The sequence below is a fragment of the Salinibacillus aidingensis genome (genome assembly GCF_055393355.1).
This window is the reverse complement of the sequence record NZ_AP043759.1, coordinates 2,633,265-2,652,375: the sequence shown is the minus strand read 5'-3', so window position 1 is coordinate 2,652,375 and position 19,111 is coordinate 2,633,265. Positions and strand designations below refer to the sequence as shown.

Sequence of the window (19,111 nt, the reverse complement as noted above, 5' to 3'; positions counted from 1 at the left end):
GTCTGTGTTAGGATAGAAGCAGTGCAGGTTATAGTAAATTAGAGATTGATTTTAGAGGTGATAATGATGGATTTAACAGATATTAAACAGGAAATTGACAAAATGAACAGGCGAATCGATGACTTTAGGGGGTCTCTTTGACTTAGAAGAGGATCGTAAGCGAATAGCTGAGCTTGAACAGGAAATGACCGCTCCGGGATTCTGGGATGATCAGGAAACGGCCCAGAAAGTCATTGGAGAGGTGAACAGTCTAAAAGAACTCGTTCAGTCGTTCGAAAAAAATGAAGAAAGTCTGGAGAACCTTGAAGCCACGTATGAATTGGTAAAAGAAGAAGATGATCCGGAGCTTAGAGAAGAGCTGGAAGAGGAAGTTAAAACTGTAACAAATGATTTAAATGAATTCGAGCTTTACTTACTTTTAAGTGAACCGTATGATAAAAACAATGCGATTCTCGAGCTTCATCCGGGAGCCGGCGGTACCGAATCACAGGATTGGGCGAGTATGCTGCTCCGTATGTATACCCGCTGGGCGGAGAGTAAGGACTTTAAAGTAGAAACACTGGATTACCTGCCGGGCGATGAAGCCGGCGTAAAAAGTGTAACGCTATTAATTAAAGGTCATAATGCCTATGGTTATTTGAAAGCGGAGAAGGGCGTTCATCGTTTGGTGCGCATCTCTCCATTTGATTCATCAGGCCGTCGTCATACATCCTTTGTTTCCTGCGAGGTTATGCCTGAATTCGATAATGATGTTGAAATTGACGTTAAGCAGGAGGATTTAAAAATTGACACCTACCGTTCCAGCGGGGCAGGTGGTCAGCACGTAAACACAACTGATTCAGCCGTTCGGATTACCCACCTGCCAACAAACATTGTGGTCACGTGTCAGTCCGAACGCTCTCAGATTAAAAACCGTGAACAGGCCATGAAAATGCTGAAATCCAAGCTGTATCAAAAAGAAATTGAACGACAGCAGGCAGAGCTGGATGAAATTCGCGGGGAACAAAAGGAGATTGGCTGGGGAAGCCAGATCCGCTCCTACGTTTTCCACCCGTACTCCATGGTGAAAGACCACCGAACCAACGTTGAAATTGGCAATACACAGGGAGTTATGGATGGGCGCATTGATCCATTTATCGATGCTTATTTACGTTCGCAAATGTAATTTATTTAATAAATGGGAAACCAGAGGGAATTTGCCCTCTGGTTTTTTTGGTTTTGCCCTCTGGTTTTTTTGGTTTCTTAAGTTGGATTAATCCATCCTCTGCTTGATTGAACAGCGGGAAGCCCAATACTACTTTTATAAAAAGAATTATTCCAAAATGCAGATAATTAAATCAAAATTCTATGAATTGTGCCTGTACCACAGGGAATTCAACCAGTTTTGAAAATAATTAAACCTGTTTTAAAAATAATCTGTCCTGCATTTGGAAAAATTAATCCGGAATCGGGGAATTTAATCTGAATTTCGCCGGATTAATCGTAAAAGTGGAAAATGAATCTCAACACAGCATCATTCGTCCTTATATGACCGGATTGATCCGTCCAAGTCAGGATTAAACCTGATCGACTGTTATTTATCCATATCGACCGGAATTCAGCCTGCCCGGCCCATGAAAAAATCCCCCGACCTCTCACTTGTTCACCGCGTTACTACTGTAAAGCGTTAATTTGCCGGCGTTCACAGGCGTTTTTTCGTATGTTATAGTTTTTAGCGGTACGCAAAGGTTTGACGGAAAAAGAGGTGTTTCTAAATGATGGAGAACCGGGAAGGCAATCGTATGCAGTTTGTTGCATTGGAATATTTATATGTCATTTTAGGTTCATTTTTTGTTGCGATTGGATTCAACTTATTTTTGCTTCCTAATGGGGTGGCTTCCGGCGGAGTGTCCGGGATTAGTACGTTAACAGATGAATTGTTCGGCTGGGAACCGGCGTTTGTGCAGGGATTTCTAAATGTTCCTTTATTTATCGCCGGCGTAGTTATTCTTGGGGCTAACTTTGGGCTCAAATCATTTCTTGGAACGATTATGCTACCGATCTTTGTTTATTTAACAAGAGAGTGGGATCCTGCAACGCTAAATCCGCTCTTAGCATCGGTGTTTGGTGGAATTTTAGTCGGGGCAGGTCTTGGTATCGTCTTCCGTGGGCGGGCGTCTACCGGCGGAACAGATGTAGCGGCTGCTATTTTACATAAATTTACCGGTATTTCTCTGGGAATCTGTATGGCATTCATTGATGGGTTGATTGTCACATCAGCGGCGTTTGTCTTTAATCTTGAGCATTCCCTTTACGCACTGGTTGGATTATTTATGACCAGCCGGACGATAGATATTATTCAGGTTGGTTTTACGACTTCAAAAAATGTCATGATTATTACGGATAATCTGGAAGAAATGCGGAAAACTATTTTTGAAGAAATAGATAGAGGTGTCACCATCCTGCGCGGGGAAGGTGGATACACGAGAGAAAATCGCAACATTATGATGTGCGTGGTCGATCAAAAAGAATTCACCAAATTGACAAAAACCGTGAACAAGGTTGATTCAGAGGCATTCGTCATTGCCATGTCTGCAGCAGAGGTACTTGGCGAGGGTTTTAAAAAACAATGAATAGGTTATAATATCCATGAGATGCAGTATTTGGCATTTCAATATACGAAGAAGGGGGATTTGTTCAAATGAAAAAAGCACTAATAGCCATGCTGTTCGGCTCTGCTCTGGTACTTGCAGCTTGTGGCGGTGGTGATGATAATGCAGGTGAAGACACTGGCAACAATGATGCTGGTACTGAGCAGCAGGCAGAAGAAAATGGCGACACAGGGAATGCAGATGGCGGAACTGTTGATACCGCAGCTGCTGAAAAAATCGCACAAAACAACTGTGCAACCTGCCACGGCGGAGATCTCTCCGGACAGGGAAATGCAGCTGACTTGACGACCATTGGATCCAGACTTTCAAAAGAGGAAATTGTAGACGTTATTCAAAATGGTAAAGGCGGTATGCCACCTGTAAACATCAGTGAAGAAGATGCAAATACCGTTGCATCATGGTTAGCTACTAAAAAATAATAATAAACAAGTAACCTGAAATTTGGCCAAGCCCATTTTTCGGGTTTTCTTTTTTTTCTCCGATATCCCCATATCATACGGTTTTTCCAGGCGATAATTACCCTTTCCTCCGATAACCTCCTTCACCACACAACACATTCTTTCCATTGAAATACAACTGTAATAAAATTCCCCCTAAAAATTTTGTAGATTGATGTTATAATAGAACATAGTAAAATTACACTAACCGATAAATTGGCCGTAGTTTCAACAACGTTATATAAAAACCAAAATTTTTCGTGAGAATGGACATGCAATGGAAGTACATAAACATACAGCTACAACAGAATTACAACCGGAGAGGCATAGGTGGTATGAAACATGATTGAATTAAGAGATGTAAGAAAAACGTATCACAATGGTGTTACGGCTCTTCAGGGAATAGATGTTAACATTCAGCAGGGGGAATTCGTTTATGTAGTTGGACCCAGCGGTGCCGGGAAGTCAACGTTCATTCGACTCATGTATCGGGAGGTTAAGCCCTCAAGTGGTGATGTCGTGATAAACGGCCACAATTTAGCAGAAATCAAAGAGAAAGAAATCCCTCATTTAAGAAGGGGCATTGGGGTTGTTTATCAGGATTTCAAGCTTTTACCCTCTCTGACAGTCTATGAAAATGTTTCCTTTGCCCTTGAAGTTATAGAAGATTCGCCCAAAAAAATCCGTCGAAAGGTGATGGATGTTCTTGATCTGGTAAATTTAAAAAATAAAGCCCGCTTTAAGCCGGATGAACTTTCCGGTGGTGAGCAGCAGCGTGTATCCATTGCACGTGCTATTGTGAATAATCCTCATTTAATGATTGCTGACGAACCAACAGGAAACCTCGACCCTGATACTTCATGGGAAATTATGAAAATATTTGAGGAAGTCAACGCGAGAGGAACGACCGTGATTATGGCAACCCACAGCAAAGATATCGTTAACACATTAAAAAAGAGAGTCATAGCAATTGAACATGGACGAGTCGTTCGTGATGAACAGCGAGGTGACTACGGATATGAAAGCTAGGACATTCAAGCGTCACCTAAGAGAAGGAAGCAAGAATATTTTTCGTAACGGCTGGATGACTTTTGCATCCGTAGCTTCGGTTACCACAACGCTGATCTTAGTAGGCGTCTTCCTCGTCATTATGCTGAACTTAAATGAAATGGCAGAAAAAGTGGAAGAGGACGTGCAAATTCGGGCCTTTATTGATCTGGCAGCGAATCAGGAGGATATTGATTCCTTAAAGAAAGAGATCACGAACATACCGGAAGTTTCCACAATTGAATTTTCTTCAAAAGAAGAGGAACTGAAAAACTTAATGTCTAGCTTAGGTGCTGACGGAGACATGATGGCGATGGTGAATCAGGATAATCCGTTAAATGATGCATTCATTATCAAAACGGAAGATCCCCTTGATACATTTGATGTTGCCAGTAAAGTAGAGTCTTTGGACCATGTTTCTTCGACGGAATATGGCGACCAGGTGATTCAGAAGCTTTTCACCTTTAATGAGTATGCGAGATATATAGGGATTGGCTTAATTACCGCACTGGTTTTAACAGCCGCCTTTTTAATCTCTAATACGATCAAAATTACCATTATGGCCAGAAGTACAGAGATTGGAATTATGAAGCTGGTTGGTGCGACAAATGGTTTTATACGCTGGCCTTTCTTTATTGAAGGACTATTAATGGGGATTCTCGGTTCGATCATTCCGATTATTTTCGTCGTAAGCGGGTATTATTACTTATTTGAAAATATGAAGGACAAGACATTCGTGCCATTTTTTGAGCTTATACCGTTTAACCCCTTTGTATGGCAGGTTTCTCTGATTCTATTAGGAATTGGCGCCTTTATCGGGGTCTGGGGAAGTATTATGAGTGTACGAAAATTCCTTAAAGTTTAAGTTTCATAGATAAAATGTTGTTTGGGGGAGGAGTCAGAGCCTTGAAAAATCGAATTTTTTCCGTACTGAGTATTTTAATGCTGCTCGCAGTAACGTTTTCTTTTTCAGGTGTGGAAAAGTCTTATGCCACTTCTGAAGGGGAACTTCGAGATGAAATTGATGATCTGGAAAATAAGAAAGATAATACCAATAAAGAAAAAGAGGAACTGGAGAACAGTGAACAGGAAATAGAAGAAAAAATAGAAGAAAATCAGGCTGAACAGGATCGTATCCTGAGCCAGATTGAAGAAATCGATCAGGAAGTAGCGGAAACACAAAAGAATATAGAAAATACTGAACAGGAAATCAGCCAGACAGAAATAGAAATAAAGAAATTAAAAGAAAACATCAAAGAAACTGAAAAACGGATTGCTGAGAGGGACGAGCTTTTGAAAAACCGTCTTCGCACAATGCAGCAAAATGGGGGATCCGTGAGCTATTTAGAGGTTCTGCTAGGTGCTCAGGACTTTGGGGACTTCCTGACTCGTACAAACGCTGTGTCTAAAATCATGGATTCTGATAAGAAAATCCTGGAAGAGCAAAAAGCAGAAAAAGAACAGCTGGAAAAGGACAAAGCTGAAGTAGAGAAGAAGAAAGAGGAGCTTGTGGCTAAGAAAGACGAGCTTGAATCTGCAAAAGCTAAACTTGATCGGCAGAAAGAGGAAAAAGCAGCTCTTGTTGCTAAGTTAAAAGAAGAAGAAAAAGAGCTTCATAAGCATAAAATGTCACTTCAGGAAGAACAGGAGATTTTACAAAAGCAACAGGAAGCTTACAAGCGCATGATTGAAGAGAAAAAAGAAAAATTAGAACAGTTAAGCACTCCACCAGCCAATAATAATAGTGGCGGAAGTGGAACTCCACCTATATCGAGTGGTAAATTTACAGTACCCGCAGAAGCGATGGTAACGTCAGAATTTGCAAGTCGCTGGGGAAGAATGCATTATGGTATAGACGTTTCTAAATATGGGAAAGTTCCTATTGTAGCATCAGCATCAGGTATGGTTTATCGGGCATATCGCTCATCCTCATATGGAAATGTGGTCTACATAACGCATAGTATGGGCGGGCAGCAATATACAACCTTATATGCACATATGAGATACTATACGGTCTCTGAAGGTCAGTACGTACAAAAAGGACAAGTGATCGGTTATATGGGTAATACTGGTAATTCTACAGGACAGCATCTTCATTTTGAATTGCATGAAGGACCGTGGACAAGTGACAAGCGTTATGCTGTCAACCCTCGTAAATACATCAGCTTCTAAAGCAGACATGTTTACGGTGACAAGTTCATATAGTAATATTAAAGGCATCGCACATATTTACGGTGGGATGCCTTTACATATTGGAGAAGGATTCATACACAAATCTTCCACAGCCAGGATGAGTGGTTATTGTTGAGGTGAGAGAAAATGAACGTGAAAAAGAGCTATTTGGCTGTACTTGTGATTGTAGCTATGGTTCTGGGATCTGCTCTGACTTATGTAGGTACAGAGGTAGTGGGCCTGGGGCAATCCGGTGAGGCCGAAAATGGTGGACAATCAGAAATAAGCACAGATGAAGAAAAGAAGGAAATCATTGAAGAGTTCGGTGACATGAATGCTTTTTCAAAAGTGATGCGTGCATATTCCATTATTGAAAGCAACTATGTTGAAGACGTGAAGCAGAAAACAATGATCGAAGGCGCGATCCGTGGAATGCTCGATTCACTGGAAGATCCCCACAGCGTTTATATGGACAAAGAAACGGTTGATCAATTTAATCAGAGTATTGAGTCATCCTTTGAGGGGATTGGGGCGGAGGTAAGCATGAGCGATGGACATGTTACCATTGTTTCCCCGATTAAAGGCTCCCCTGCGGAGGAAGCAGGGCTGCAGCCGAAAGATCAAATACTGAAGGTGGATGGAAATAGTCTTGAAGGGCTCAGCCTGAATGAGGCTGTGGCAAAAATACGTGGTGAAAAAGGGACGGAGGTTGAATTAACCATTCAGCGTCCAGGTATATCGGATACGATTAAAGTATCTGTTGTCCGTGATAATATTCCAGTGGAAACCGTTTATCCTGAAGTAAAAAATGAGAACGGTAAGAAAACAGGAGTCATTCAAATTACCTCGTTCTCTCAAAAAACAGCGGAGGAATTTAACAAGGCTCTTTCTGATTTAGAGGATAAAGGCATTGAAGGCTTAGTCATTGATGTAAGAGGCAATCCAGGCGGGTTGTTTACATCTGTGGAAACCATACTGGAGAATTTCATCCCTGAGGACCAGCCCTACGTCATTTTTGAAGAAAAGAATGGAGAAAAAGTACGCTACTACTCTGGAACGAAGGAGAAAAAAGATTACCCGATTACCGTGCTCACCAACCAGGGCAGTGCATCAGCCTCGGAAATTTTAGCCGCTGCAATGAAGGAAGCGGGCTATCCTGTTGTGGGGGAAAAGAGCTATGGAAAAGGTACCGTGCAGAAAACACTCGGTATGGGCGATGGAAGCCAGATTAAACTGACAACATTCAAGTGGCTGACACCAGATGGCAAGTGGATTAATGAAAAAGGAATCAAGCCGACTGTTGAAGTAAAGCAGCCTGAATTTTTCTACACGACACCTGTCGATATTAACAATTCATTAACCTACAACATGAATAATGAAAGTGTAGCAAACATTCAGAAGATGCTGGAGGGCATTGGTTATGAGCCGGGCAGAACGGACGGCTACTTCAGTGAACAAACGGTAGAAGCTGTGGAAGCCTTTCAAAAGGATCATGATCTTAAGGTTACCGGAGAGGTGAATCAGAAAACAGGTGAAGAAATTCAGACACTCGTCATTGAAGCTGTTTCTTCACCGGAAAATGACCGTCAATTGAACCGAGCTTTAGAAGTTTTATACCAATAGCAGTTATAGAGAGGCAGCCTGTCATTCGGAAGGAGTGACAGGCTGTTTGTTTAAAAATTTCTTCTCCAAGAATCAATATCTGGGACTAGCAGGATTAGATAATATTTTGTAGAATTTATAATAACGAATGCATTACAAATCGGAGGTACAACATGATAAATCTTTGGCTTACGGAAATTGGAGAGGGCTTCATTTGGTTGATTGGACAACCCCTGCTATATTGGGCGATTGTGTTAACCATCCTTACATCTTACTATCGAAGAAAACAGGAGCGGACGGACTTCGGTTCCAGTGTTTATAAGTCTGGTACAGAATGGAAGAGAACATGGCTGCTCTGCGTCATTAGTGGCATCGTGATTTCTGCTTCCCTGATTGTTACGGGCGGAATTTTATCCTATCCTGTCTGGTTACTGATTTCCGTGTTATCGATCATCGTTACCATTACTGGACGTCTCTATTTGCTTTCGGCCGGATATCTTATGGGAATCACGGTTATCCTCCTGGCTGTTATGCAGCAGTATACGCTGACCATTGATGTGCTGCCGGCACAGTGGATGGAGGAACTCATGAATGTCAGTCCTCCTCTTATCCTCGCTTTAACCGCCGTATTCTTAATTATAGAATCTATTTTATGGTTTACGGCCGATAAGGAGTATGCTTTTCCTAAACTTATTAAAGGAAAGAGGGGAAAGTATATTGGCTTGCACAATGTGAAGCGATTGAGTGTTGTACCTATGCTTGTGCCTGTTCCTGGCGGGGCGATTGACGGCCTGTTTTCCTGGTGGCCGCTTCTTCCCATTGGTGATCATGGTTATGGACTCATGCTGTTTCCTTTTCTCATGGGTATACAGCAGGCATTTCAGGGTCACTTCTCCAATCAGGGTGGAAAACTGTTTGGGAAATGGGTGCTGACGCTGGGGCTTATTACCGGTATTTTTGCGGCTGGAAGCTTTTATGACCCGCTCTTTATCTATATAGGTGCGGCTGTCGCGATATTAGGACGGGCGATCATACAATTATATGTCCGGTTTGTAGATCGGGAAAAAACAAGCATTTTCAGACCGCAGTCAGACGGCTTAATTATTTTAGCCGTTATTAAGGATTCACCGGCCGATAAGATGGGACTGAAAACCGGTGAAAGAGTGGAAAAGGTACACCAGATCCCCGTCACAAACGAAATTGAATTTTACGATGCGTTGCAGGAAAGCCGGACGTTTTGTAAGCTTGAGGTTCGGGATGTTCATGGAGAAATCCGCTTTGTACAGGGACCGATGTATCAGGGAGATCACCATGAGCTGGGGCTGGTGTTTGTGAAAGAAAAGCCGAGATTCAGATTGTATCAGGATTTACCTAATCATGTTGTATAATGGACAGAACGAGGACCAGGTGTTCACAGCACCTGGTTTTTTTGGTAGCTAATAGATGGACCAATTCAAACAAAAAAGTATACCAAAGTATAATTTCCACCCTTTTCCTTACGTGGTATGTTATGTGAGAAACGAGAAGGAAGGGGAATGGAGAAAATGAAAAAAGTCTTATCAATAAGTTTTTTGATTATGCTTGTTATGGTATTTACCATTGGGTGCAGCTCTATCACGATACCTGGTGAAAACGGTGAGGAAATGGAAATTGATCTATCAGAGACTGAAGATGGAAATGTAGATGTATCAATGAAGGCTTCGGAAGGAAATGAAGAAAGCTTTGAAATGAGTTCAGATGGGGAATCGGCTACAATCTCCTCCTCGGATGGAGAGACCTCATTCAGTAGTCAATCCGGAGAGAATGTGTCTTTGCCCAAAAGCTTTCCCAAGGATTTTCCGATGCCAAGTGGAGCCGAACTGATTGCGGTATCCGAAATGAATGATCTGGCACGGGAGGGTGTGGAAATAGATTCGGTGAGCTATAACTTTTCAGGCGACATTAACAAGGCTATGGATGATTTTAAAACATTTGCTGAATCCAATGGCTATGAAATTGTAGCCGAGACCAACATTAATGGCATGCTGACCATTCAAGCTGAAAAAGGCGAGAATGAGTATTTTTCCGGTTCACTCATTCCAGAAGCGGAAGATGAAACACAAATTGCAGCCGATGTACAAATTGGCTCCCCTAATTAATGCCCCATTGATGATAAATTCTAATAGGTATAAACCTTTGCCTGGATGCTTTCGTCCAGGTTTTTTTGTTTTAAGCTTAATTAAGGTAAAGAACGATGAATCCATCCCTATTTGGCAGGATTCGCTTCCTTATGGATCAATTCTCAAAATCTCCGCTCAAATGTCTCCCAATATCCATTTAATCTCTAACCACGAATCAACGTCCAGACTATCCTTTAAAAAACGATAACCTCTATTCCAGCAAAAAATGAACATGAATTTTCCCTGGAAGGTAAACCTAAAACTACAAAATGTGTGAGAAATTGTTGAACGATGGATGAAAACCTTTGCATAACTTGTATGTACAAGTTATATAACACAAAATAATCTGGAATAGATTTAGGAGGTCTTTCTGGTGATCGATAAAGAAAGAAATGATCGGGAAATGATTGTTGCGCCTCTCAGTGGTGTGATTAAAAATATTGAGGATGTACCGGATCCCACATTTGCCCAGAAAATGATGGGGGATGGAATGGCGATTGAGCCAACAGAGGGTAAAGTCGTCGCCCCTGTAGCCGGTGAGATTGTACAAATTTTTCCTACCAAACATGCCGTTGGTCTTCGCAGTGAGTCAGGTATTGAAGTGCTCATCCATATTGGACTGGAAACCGTTGCATTAGATGGGGAAGGCTTTGAAGCCCATGTAAAGCAAGGGGATAAGGTAAAAGCCGGCGACCCGCTTGTAACGTTTGATCTGGAGTTTATTAAGGAAAAAGCGGCCAGTCATATAACGCCCGTTGTGATTACCAATGGCGATGCTTTGGAAGTGTTTAAAAAAACAGAGGAAGAAAACGTAACAGCCGGAGAATCACCACTTTTCCAGGCAAAGGTGAAGGGCGATCAGGATAGTGAAAAACCGGAAGATGAAGGGGCGGAAGAAAAGCCGGCTGAACAGCCACAGGCCCAGGCTTCAAATCAAAGCGGCGGGCAGTATAATGATGAGGCAAAGGTAATTGTTGATGCTGTTGGTGGTTTAGACAACATCATGGCCGCCACACATTGTGTAACACGACTTCGCTTTGCTTTATCCGATGAAGAGAAAGTCGATGAAGAAAAACTGAAAAACATGGATTTGGTCAAAGGTCAATTTGCTGCCAATGGTCAATATCAGGTGGTCATTGGACAGGGAACGGTAGATAAGGTTTATAAAGCGATGGTCAAAGAGACAGGAATTGAAGAAGCATCTAAAGAGGATGTAAAAGCAGCAGGAGGCCAGCAGCAGAACGCATTACAGCGCGGTGTAAAAGTACTTGCTGATATCTTTATTCCGATTCTTCCTGCCATTGTTACGGCCGGTTTACTGCTTGGTATTAACAACATACTGGTTAACCCGATCTTTACGGATGAATCCATCATTGAAATGTTCCCATCCTGGTCGGGAATTGCGGACATGATTAACATTATCGCCAATACGGCCTTCACATTCCTGCCAGCATTGATCGGCTGGTCGGCCGTGAAACGATTTGGCGGAAATCCGCTATTAGGTATTGTTTTAGGTTTAATCATGGTTCACCCGGATTTAACCCCTGCCGGTGATTTTGCTCAGGGAAAAGGGGAAACATGGAATTTATTTGGATTTCAAGTTAATCAGTTAAGCTATCAGGGTCAGGTTCTGCCCGTATTAGTAGCAGGCTGGGTACTTGCGAGAATCCAAGTCTGGCTGGAAAAACGGGTCATGGACTCCCTGCAGCTGTTGATTGTTCCTCCAGTTGCTCTTTTAGTTACTGGATTCCTTGCCTTTATCATTATAGGACCCGTCACATATACAGTGGGTACGTGGATTACAGATGGCGTTGTATGGGTATTTGAGGTTGCACCTATTATCGGTGGTCTGCTCTATGGCTTCCTTTATGCACCGCTCGTTATTACCGGTATGCACCATACATTCCTGGCTGTGGACCTACAGCTTATCGGAAGTACGGGCACAACCTTCCTATGGCCAATCGTCGCTCTTTCGAATGTTGCTCAGGGTGCTGCCGTATTTGCGATTATGCTGGCGGCTAAAGATGAAAAAGTCAAAGGTCTGGCCGGAACATCGGGAATTTCCGCAATGCTCGGAATTACGGAACCGGCGATGTTTGGTGTGAATTTACAGTATAAATATCCATTCTATGCCGCTATTTCCGGTACAGCTATCGCTGGTGCGTTTATTACCTTCCAGGATGTATTAGCAAGCTCGATTGGAATTGGAGGTCTGCCAGCACCACTATCCATTCAATCCGGAGTATGGTCCTTCATTATCGGAATTGTAATAGTCCTCATGATTCCGTTTGTGATTACCTACTTCATTGCCAGAAGAAAATTTCGTTAATTTCGAACAACAGGAGTGAGTCACGTGTCAGAAGCATGGTGGAAAAAAGCAGTCGTATACCAGATTTACCCAAAAAGCTTCCGGGATACGACAGGAAATGGAATGGGAGACATTCAGGGGATTATTCAGAAATTAGACTATCTTCATAAGCTTGGTGTCGACGTTATCTGGCTGACACCGGTTTATAAGTCTCCGCAGAAAGATAATGGCTATGATATTAGCAACTATTATTCCATTGAGCCCCAGTACGGGACGATGGAGGATTTTGAAGAGCTGCTGACGGAAACCCATAAGCGGGGTATGAAGCTGATCATGGATCTCGTCATCAATCATACGTCAACTGAACACGAGTGGTTTAAACAGGCGGCTTCGTCAAAAGACAACGAGTACAGGGACTTTTACATCTGGAAGGATCCTGTTGATGGAGACATGCCGAACAACTGGCAATCCAAGTTCGGCGGACCAGCCTGGGAGTTTGATGAAAAGAGTGGTCAATATTACCTTCATTTGTTTGATGTAACACAGGCGGATATTAACTGGGAAAACCCCGTTGTTCGGGAAAAGCTTTATGACATGATCAAATTCTGGGCGGAAAAAGGCATCGATGGCTTCCGTCTGGATGTCATCAATCTGATTTCCAAGAATCAGGATTTCCCAAGTGATGATACAGGGGATGGCCGGAAGTTTTACACGGACGGACCCCGTATTCACGAATATTTACATGAGATGAATCAAAAAGCCTTTTCTCCTTACAACATGATGACCGTTGGGGAAATGTCCTCAACCAAGCTGGAAAACTGTGTGCTGTATACCAATCCGGAGCGGGAAGAGCTTGATATGACTTTCCAATTCCATCATTTAAAGGTGGATTATCCGAATGGGGAAAAATGGACGAAGGCACCTTTTGATTTTCTGGAGCTGAAAAAAATTCTTTCCTATTGGCAGAAAGGCATGCATGAAGGCGGGGGCTGGAATGCACTCTTCTGGTGTAACCACGACCAGCCTCGTGTCGTCTCCCGTTTTGGTGATGTGGAGAACTATCATGAGAAATCGGCGAAAATGCTGGGAACCACCATTCATATGATGCAGGGAACCCCTTATATTTATCAGGGAGAAGAGTTTGGCATGACCAATCCCGGGTTTACATCGATCGATCAGTACCGGGATGTGGAGTCTTTAAATGCCTATAAACTTCTGCAGCAGGAAGGAAAATCTGACGAAGAAATTATCGGGATTCTTCAGCAGAAGTCCCGGGATAATTCCCGTACACCGATGCAGTGGAACAGTAGCGAAAATGCAGGATTCACCGAGGGGACACCTTGGATTGGTGTGGCTGATAACTATCAGGAAATCAATGCAGAGAACGCTGTGCAGAATCCAAATTCAATTTTTTATCACTATCAGCAGCTGATTCAATTGCGCAAAAAGTATGATATTATTACGTATGGAGATTATCAGTTACTGTTGGAAGATGATTCACAAATCTTTGCATATACACGTAATTGGGAGAATGAGCAGCTGATTGTTGTAAGCAACTTCTACGGGCAGGAAGCAAATGTAAAGCTTCCGGTAAACGCTGAAGGAAGTATCGAGATTCTCATTTCCAATTATGACGATTCGTCCACAGCATTGGATTCTTTGCAGCTAAGACCTTATGAATCGGTCGTGTATCATGTGAAATCATGAGGGATGGGGAATGAAGAAGAAATATCTTGCTATTTATGAAGATTTAATCCAAAAAATCAGGGAGCATACTTTAGCCGCTTCTACATTGCTTCCTTCTGTGAATGAACTGGCTGGTGAATATGCGACCTCCAGAGAAACGATTCGGAAGGCGCTGGATTTACTTTCACAGGAGGGTTACATTCAAAAGATTCACGGGAAAGGGTCGGTTGTGCTTGATTTAAGTAATTTTTCCTTTCCTGTTTCCGGAATTGTCAGCTATAAAGGACTGGCTGATCGCCTAAAGCTTGACAGTAAGACACATGTAAAGGGAATGAATGTACTGGAAGCGGGTTCTGATGTTCATAAGATTCTTAAAGCGACGGATAAAAGTCAAATTTGGAAGGTTGACCGTGTAAGAGAAATTTCCGGGAAAAAATCATTCTGGACAAAGACTATTTTCTGTCTGAGTTTGTCCCCTTCTGCCCCGGGAGATTTGTGAGAGCTCGATTTACGATTATGCCGAACGGGAATTAGGCTTAACGATCAGCTTTGCGGAAAAGGAAATTACCGTGGAAGAACCAACTGAAGAGGATGCAGAGCTTCTTGATTTAGAAGGGTATTCCAGTATCGTCGTCATTAAGAGTCTTGTTTATTTAGAGGATACAAGTCTTTTTCAATATACAGAATCACGGCATCGTCCGGATAAGTTTCGCTTTGTGGACTTTGCCAGACGAGTGTAAACATGAAAGCTGTCTCCTGCAGGCAGCTTTTTACTATAAGACAGGTAAACAACAAGAACTGTTACATAGGAGGATAAATAAAAATGGAAAAAACCTGGTGGAAGGAAAGTGTCGTTTATCAGATTTATCCCCGAAGCTTTAATGACAGCAATGGGGATGGAATTGGAGATATTCAGGGAATCATCGAAAAACTGGATTATTTAAAGGAACTGGGCATCGACGTCATTTGGCTGTCTCCTGTTTATAAATCCCCAAATGATGACAATGGTTACGACATCTCGGATTACTATGACATTATGGATGATTTTGGAACGATGGAGGACTGGGAGCGTTTGCTGGATGAGATCCACGCCCGGGGGATGAAACTCATTATGGATTTGGTTGTGAATCATTCCTCCGATGAACATGAGTGGTTCCAGCAGGCGAAAAAATCGAAGGACAATCCATACAGAGACTATTACATCTGGCGTAAAGGGAAAGACGGCAGGGAGCCGAACAACTGGAAGTCGACCTTCAGCGGCTCAGCCTGGGAATATAACGAAGCGACGGGCGATTATTACTTACATATTTTCAGTAAAAAACAGCCTGACTTAAACTGGGAAAATCCGGAGCTTCGACAGGACGTTTATAAGATGATGAAATGGTGGCTCGATAAAGGGGTTGACGGGTTCCGCATGGACGTCATTAACTTTATCTCCAAAGTTCCTGGTCTGCCGGACGCTCCCAACCCAAATGGAGAACCTTATGTATCCGGCAGCCGCTACTTTAAAAATGGGCCTCGCATTCATGAGTTTCTGCAGGAAATGAATGAGGAAGTGCTGGCCCATTATGATGTGATGACTGTTGGGGAAATGCCGGGGGTTGACGTTGAAGAAGCAAAAAAATATACCCATTTTGAGCGTAATGAGCTCCAAATGGTTTTTCAGTTTGAGCATATGGATTTAGATTCCGGACCGGACGGCAAGTGGGATTTAAAGCCACTGGATTTAAGGGACTTAAAAGCGAGCATTTCCAGATGGCAGAATGGCTTAAATGGAGCCGGATGGAACAGTCTTTACTTAAATAATCATGATCAGCCCCGTGTCGTTTCACGGTTTGGCAATGATCAGGAATATCGTGTGGAGTCAGCCAAAATGCTCGCCACCTTCCTCCATATGCTGCAGGGAACCCCTTATATTTATCAAGGGGAAGAAATCGGAATGACCAATGTTCATTTTGAAGATATTGAAGATTATCAGGATATCGAAATTCGGAATATGTACAAGGAAAAAGTGGTGGAGGGAAATGCAGACCACGACCAGGTGATGGAATCGATTTATACCAAGGGCCGGGATAATGCCCGTACGCCTTTTCAATGGAACGACCTGGAGCATGCCGGCTTTACAACGGGAGAACCGTGGATCAAAGTAAATCCAAACTACAAACACATTAACGCAGAGAAAGCGACCGCTGATCCAGATTCCATTTTTCATTATTATCGTCAATTAATTCAGCTTCGGAAACAGCAACCCATCATTGTTTATGGGGATTACGAGTTAATTCTTCCGGTGCACGAGCAGATTTACGCCTATATTCGCCATTACGAAGGAGAAAAATTGCTGGTTATTACAAATTTCGGTGAAGAACCGGTGGATTTCTCTCTTCCTGAGGAGATTGAATTTGAACCGGAAGAACGATTAATTGGCAATTATGCTGATGATCAAAGTCATCCAGGTTCTTTTACATTAAAGCCATATGAGGCAAGAGTATATAAAGGAAAATAGTGCCGAATCGACAAAACACCACCATATTCTTGGTGGTGTTCGTTATATCTCATATGGTATACTGTTTTCGAAATATTTTAAATATTTTAAGGTGGTCGTTTCGTCATATGGCCTTTAAAAACTCGAACCAGCAAAATCGAATTCCCTCCTTTCATCCATCCGATTACGATTTTTTTATTGGACGGGAAGAGGAACTGAATGAATTGGAAGAATTATTGACTTTACCTGAAACATCGCCGTATAAAATGATTTATATCCATGGGATTGCCGGAATTGGAAAAACCCTCCTGGTCAGGATGCTTCAGTATCGACTGTCCCTTGAAGAGCTTCCGTTTTTTACGCTGGATTGCAGAGGGTTAAAGGCTATTCCTGACTTATTTACCCAATCACTGGAGGATATCCTGAACAATCATTCTCAGAGCTTTCCAGGCTTTACACAACGGCAGAATAAGCCTTTTCTTTTATTTATTGATCATTATGATGAAGAAAATCTGATTGCAGAATGGATTCAGGAGCATGTCATCACGGAAATTCCGGACGATGTAAAAATTATCCTGGCCGGACGGAATTCACTCCGTGGTGAATGGCTGGCATCACCAGCCTGGCAGCAGTCCATTCAGACGATAGAATTAAAAAAATTATCCTTTCAAGAAGTGAAGGAATATGTGAAACGTCGAGGCTTTCATCAAACCTCGACGATTTATAAATTATGGCATTTTACAAAAGGGCACCCGCTTGCTCTGTCCTTATTCACAGCGGCTTTGGTAAGAGATAAAAGTGCTGAGCTGAATTTCCGTGAACAGTTTGAGGTCATCGAATATCTGGTTCAGGCATTTTTGAAAGAAGTTGAACGGGACCCGGAGTTCCGCTATTTACTGGAGATTTCCACCATCCTGCACAGCTTTAATGAGGAAGGTCTGTCTTATATTAATAATAAGGAAGTGTCGAGTTTACAATTTGATCGTCTGGTTACATTGTCCTTTGTCAGGCAGGGCAAAAATGGCTGGTTTCTGGACCCTTTCATTCGGCAGGTGATGAATGAATATTTTAAACACCGCCACCCCCAACGGTTTGAAGAAATATCCAAGCGGGCTGCCGCTTATTATCGGCAGAAAATCTTTTCCAGCTCGGGCCGGAAAAATCTCGAATACTATATTTCGGAATTTATTTATCATTTAGGGGATGATTTAATAGGTACGTCTTTGTTTGATTTGGCTGAAGGCTCGAATTATCGTCTGGAAACCGGAAGCCGGCATAATTTTCTCGAGATTGCAGAGTATTTTGAGGGGCGTCAGGGGCATGCGCCCAACTATGAAGTGGATTACTATCATCCAGGTACGGATCAGAATCATCAATTTCGGGTGTCGAGTGAACACAATCAGCGTGAAAATGAATTAATTGACGTTCAGACGTTGAAGCAGCTCGGCTATGATGTTTTTAAAATGCTTAAGGACGAAAAAGGAAAAACGGTTGGCATATCGATAGTCATCCCCATCCACCGTAAAACGATCCCTACTTTAAAGAATATGCCGGTTACGAGAAGCTATTTTAATAGACTTTCAGTAGGAGAGCTGAGTGAATTAAAGGTGGCTGAGGATGAGGTGGCCGGCTGGTTTATCCGGATGATTGATGTTCATAACCCTGAAGACCCGGTGAAACGATCCTATTTGCTGTACAGACTTATGCCTCTGCTATTATCCGGGGGACGCATCATCGCATCCACACCGTTAAAAATGTATCAGGAAATGCTGCAGCGGCTGGGCTTTCAGCAGGTAAAAGGTGCTACCCACTTTGATTACGGTCCTAATGTCCCATCTCCTACGTTTATACTGGATGTCCGAGGGCCCCGGCTTGTCTCCTATTTAGATGAACTGGCTTCAAGCCTTGCACGGCAGACCAACCTGAATCTGCCGAAAAAAAGTCTTCCCTTTTCACCAAGAGAATTCGAGGTTGCTGAATTAATTGTAGAGGGGCTGACAAACGGAGAGATTGCGAATCGATTATCCGTAAGTCAGATAACAGTAAAAAAGCATGTCAGTCAGCTACTGAAAAAAATGGAGGTGAAAAACCGGGCCCAGCTCATTCGCCGCCTGCTGGATTATGTGAAGGAATCGGATTAATAGATGATGATCATTGGATAGGAGTGAAAACCCCGGCGTGGTGGCCGGGGTTTTTGCTGATTCTGGAGTTGGAGACAGGTGCAATGGTGAGGGCCATCTGTGCAATATTTTATAGGGGAAATGGCCTTCATAAAGGGAATGAAGGCCATTTAAATATAAGAATCCCTGGCTGGTTGCCTTCAACCAGGGGATGAAGGTAACTTTGGTGAACAACCTGCAGGCTATAGTCCTTCATTGCCTTTCCACTTCCTTTGCAATACGCTGCAAAAAAACATATCCTATTAATAGAACAGAAAAGAAGTGTAAAAAAATAGAATGTTTGTTCGTTTTTTGTTATACTTTAGGAAGACTTGATGAGCCAACGAAAAAAATATGTGAAACGTCGATTTCGGAACAAAGTACTGGGAAACAGGCTTTGATTATACA

General features: G+C 42.6%; 13 protein-coding genes and 1 pseudogene. All 14 read left to right on the top strand.

What is annotated here, in order from left to right:
- Positions 1-66: 66 nt before the first annotated feature.
- The 14 genes and pseudogenes from prfB to ACZ5OK_RS13960 all read left to right on the top strand — a co-directional run bounded on the left by prfB (position 67) and on the right by ACZ5OK_RS13960 (position 18,685).
- Positions 67-1,165, top strand: a protein-coding gene (gene prfB, locus ACZ5OK_RS14025) for a peptide chain release factor 2 (RefSeq protein WP_343842266.1) whose coding sequence is annotated in 2 segments (ribosomal slippage) — positions 67-138 and positions 140-1,165 — 1,098 coding nt in all. Because the reading frame shifts where the segments join, the coding sequence is not laid out codon by codon here.
- A 589-nt stretch (positions 1,166-1,754) separates the two neighbouring features.
- Complete coding sequence (locus ACZ5OK_RS14020; RefSeq protein ID WP_343842267.1) at positions 1,755-2,612, top strand: YitT family protein; 858 nt, start codon at positions 1,755-1,757, stop codon at positions 2,610-2,612.
- Between the two features lie 68 nt (positions 2,613-2,680).
- Complete coding sequence (gene cccB / locus ACZ5OK_RS14015) at positions 2,681-3,070, top strand: cytochrome c551 (protein WP_343842270.1); 390 nt, start codon at positions 2,681-2,683, stop codon at positions 3,068-3,070.
- Positions 3,071-3,430: 360 nt separating this feature from the next.
- Positions 3,431-4,117, top strand: a complete 687-nt coding sequence (gene ftsE, locus ACZ5OK_RS14010; RefSeq protein WP_343842272.1) for a cell division ATP-binding protein FtsE — start codon at positions 3,431-3,433, stop codon at positions 4,115-4,117.
- Entirely contained in the window at positions 4,107-5,000 is an 894-nt protein-coding gene (gene ftsX / locus ACZ5OK_RS14005; RefSeq protein WP_343842273.1) for a permease-like cell division protein FtsX, read from the top strand. Before ftsE ends, ftsX begins: the two co-directional genes overlap by 11 nt.
- A gap of 41 nt (positions 5,001-5,041) precedes the next feature.
- Entirely contained in the window at positions 5,042-6,307 is a 1,266-nt protein-coding gene (locus tag ACZ5OK_RS14000) for a murein hydrolase activator EnvC family protein (RefSeq protein ID WP_343842275.1), read from the top strand.
- Positions 6,308-6,454: 147 nt separating this feature from the next.
- Positions 6,455-7,930, top strand: coding sequence for a S41 family peptidase (locus ACZ5OK_RS13995; RefSeq protein WP_343842277.1), 1,476 nt, complete (start codon positions 6,455-6,457; stop codon positions 7,928-7,930).
- A gap of 152 nt (positions 7,931-8,082) precedes the next feature.
- Positions 8,083-9,297 carry a PDZ domain-containing protein gene (locus tag ACZ5OK_RS13990; protein ID WP_343842278.1) on the top strand — a complete coding sequence of 405 codons (1,215 nt, stop codon included), beginning with the start codon at positions 8,083-8,085 and terminating at the stop codon, positions 9,295-9,297.
- 189 nt (positions 9,298-9,486) lie between these two features.
- On the top strand, positions 9,487-10,047 hold the full coding sequence (locus ACZ5OK_RS13985) for a hypothetical protein (protein WP_343842280.1): 561 nt from the start codon (positions 9,487-9,489) through the stop codon (positions 10,045-10,047).
- A 424-nt stretch (positions 10,048-10,471) separates the two neighbouring features.
- On the top strand, positions 10,472-12,397 hold the full coding sequence (gene treP / locus ACZ5OK_RS13980; RefSeq protein ID WP_425542233.1) for a PTS system trehalose-specific EIIBC component: 1,926 nt from the start codon (positions 10,472-10,474) through the stop codon (positions 12,395-12,397).
- A 24-nt stretch (positions 12,398-12,421) separates the two neighbouring features.
- Positions 12,422-14,083, top strand: a complete 1,662-nt coding sequence (gene treC / locus ACZ5OK_RS13975; protein ID WP_343842285.1) for an alpha,alpha-phosphotrehalase — start codon at positions 12,422-12,424, stop codon at positions 14,081-14,083.
- Positions 14,084-14,093: 10 nt separating this feature from the next.
- Positions 14,094-14,802: pseudogene (gene treR, locus ACZ5OK_RS13970) on the top strand (trehalose operon repressor).
- An 83-nt stretch (positions 14,803-14,885) separates the two neighbouring features.
- Positions 14,886-16,565, top strand: coding sequence for a glycoside hydrolase family 13 protein (locus ACZ5OK_RS13965; RefSeq protein WP_343842288.1), 1,680 nt, complete (start codon positions 14,886-14,888; stop codon positions 16,563-16,565).
- A gap of 107 nt (positions 16,566-16,672) precedes the next feature.
- The gene (locus ACZ5OK_RS13960) at positions 16,673-18,685 is read left to right on the top strand and encodes a LuxR C-terminal-related transcriptional regulator (protein ID WP_343842290.1); all 2,013 of its coding nucleotides are present in this window, start codon (positions 16,673-16,675) and stop codon (positions 18,683-18,685) included.
- The last annotated feature ends 426 nt before the right edge of the window (positions 18,686-19,111 follow it).